Below are 1648 nucleotides of genomic sequence, written 5' to 3'. Positions count from 1 at the left end.
CCATGATCCCGTCCCGCCCGGTCCCCACCGGTCTTTACTTCTGATCCCGCGAAGGAACCTTGTATTCCTCGGCCTGCGTGCCGCGTGTCACGATCACCGTCTTGAACTTCGGCTTCTCCGGCTCCTTGGCGATGGCATCGAACAGGGAGCCGGCCGCCGCCTGGGCCTTGGAAGCCACGGATCCGCCGAAGGAAGAGATGGTGGTGACGCCGTTCTTGCCGTCGCCGCCTTCGCTGGCGGAGCGTAGCGAAAGCGACAGCGTGCCGACGGTGCGGGCCAGCGCGACTTTCTGCGCGCCGTCGCTCGTCACCTCGATGGTCACGGAGTTGGCCACCTGTGGCGTCGTCTGGCGCTCGTCGGCGCCCTGCCCGACGCTCAGCACCTTGGCGTCGGCAACGACGATTTCCGACGTGATGGTCGAACCGGCCGCGCCTTGCGCGTTCTTGGCGACTTCCTGGATTTCGCCGGCATCGCGGGTCAACACGACATCGACCCGGTCGCCCGGCGTGACGAAGCCACCGACGCCGGCGATCTCGTCGGTGCGGATGGTGACCGCCCGCATTCCGGGCGTCAGCATATTGGACAGCGTCGCGCGGCCGTTCGGTCCTGACAGCTTGGTCAGCAGCACCGGCTCGTTGACCTCGATCGCCGACAGCACGACCCGGCCACCTTCGCCGAGCAACCCGTCGATGGTTGCAAAGGCGCCCTGCGGCAGGGAGTCCTGCGGCCACGGGATTTCGCTGAGTTTGGTGCGATCGAGCTCCATGCCATAACGCAACGGCGCGGTCGCCACCACGATCGTCTTGAATTCGATCCTGGGTGAGGCCGGAGCGGCGATCGAGGCCGTCTTTTCCTGGGCATCGGCCTGGGCCTGGCTCTTGACCCAGAAATCCGCGGCAAAGATCGAGATCGCGCCGAAAACGGCGGCGATGCCGATCATCGTTATGGCCTTGCCCCTCACACCTAAACCCCTGACGCCCGCAGTTTCTTGTTATGTTGGGCTCACGCTAGTCGGCATTGTTAAAGAATCAGGAATCTTGTGCGGTGGCATTCGACCTATTTCCGCCCGCTTGGTTATCGAATGGTTTTAGGGTAGAAGGGCTAAATCCCCGAACGTAACAGGAACCTCCGTCGCTTGGCGCCGAAAAGCGTGGCAGTATCGACGGGTGATTCGCAGCACCGGACCCTTATGGTTGGCATGGACGACAACAACGATCTCTTCGGCAACATCGACAAGCAGCCGCAGCCGGTTCGCGCGCCGGCGCGCCCAGCGGATCCGCTGGTGCAAGCGGCCGCCAGGCGCCCGACCGCGGCCAAGGATGGCAGCGAGGGTTACAGCGCCGCCGACATCGAGGTGCTCGAAGGCCTGGAGCCGGTGCGCCGCCGGCCTGGCATGTATATCGGCGGTACCGACGACAAGGCGATGCACCATTTGTTCGCCGAGGTCATCGACAATTCGATGGACGAAGCGGTTGCCGGCCACGCCACCTTCATCGATGTCGAGCTTTCGGCCGACGGCTATCTCACCGTCACCGACAATGGCCGCGGCATCCCGGTCGATCCGCATCCGAAATTCAAGAAGCCGGCCCTCGAAGTGATCATGACGACGCTGCATTCGGGCGGCAAGTTCGATTCCAAGGTCTATGAG

General features: G+C 63.7%; 2 protein-coding genes. One reads left to right on the top strand and one right to left on the bottom strand.

Translation table 11 applies throughout. The annotated features are described in order from the left end of the window. Window positions 1-34: 34 nt before the first annotated feature. Entirely contained in the window at window positions 35-940 is a 906-nt protein-coding gene (gene cpaB, locus EOA36_RS34920; protein ID WP_127281189.1) for a Flp pilus assembly protein CpaB, read from the bottom strand. A gap of 258 nt (window positions 941-1198) precedes the next feature. On the opposite strand from cpaB, the gene EOA36_RS34915 reads away from it, so the two are divergent. Then, a partial coding sequence (locus tag EOA36_RS34915) for an ATP-binding protein (RefSeq protein ID WP_245464552.1) occupies window positions 1199-1648 on the top strand: 450 nt, incomplete at its 3' end.

Source organism: Mesorhizobium sp. M8A.F.Ca.ET.021.01.1.1, from assembly GCF_003998025.1.
GTDB lineage: Bacteria > Pseudomonadota > Alphaproteobacteria > Rhizobiales > Rhizobiaceae > Mesorhizobium.
The sequence above is the reverse complement of the archived record's forward strand: the minus strand, read 5'-3'. Positions and strand labels throughout refer to the sequence as shown.

What these genes read in the sequence shown, in the direction of transcription:
- cpaB (WP_127281189.1), bottom strand. Translation starts at nt 940, where the DNA reads ATGATCGGCATCGCCGCCGTTTTCGGCGCGATCTCGATCTTTGCCGCG.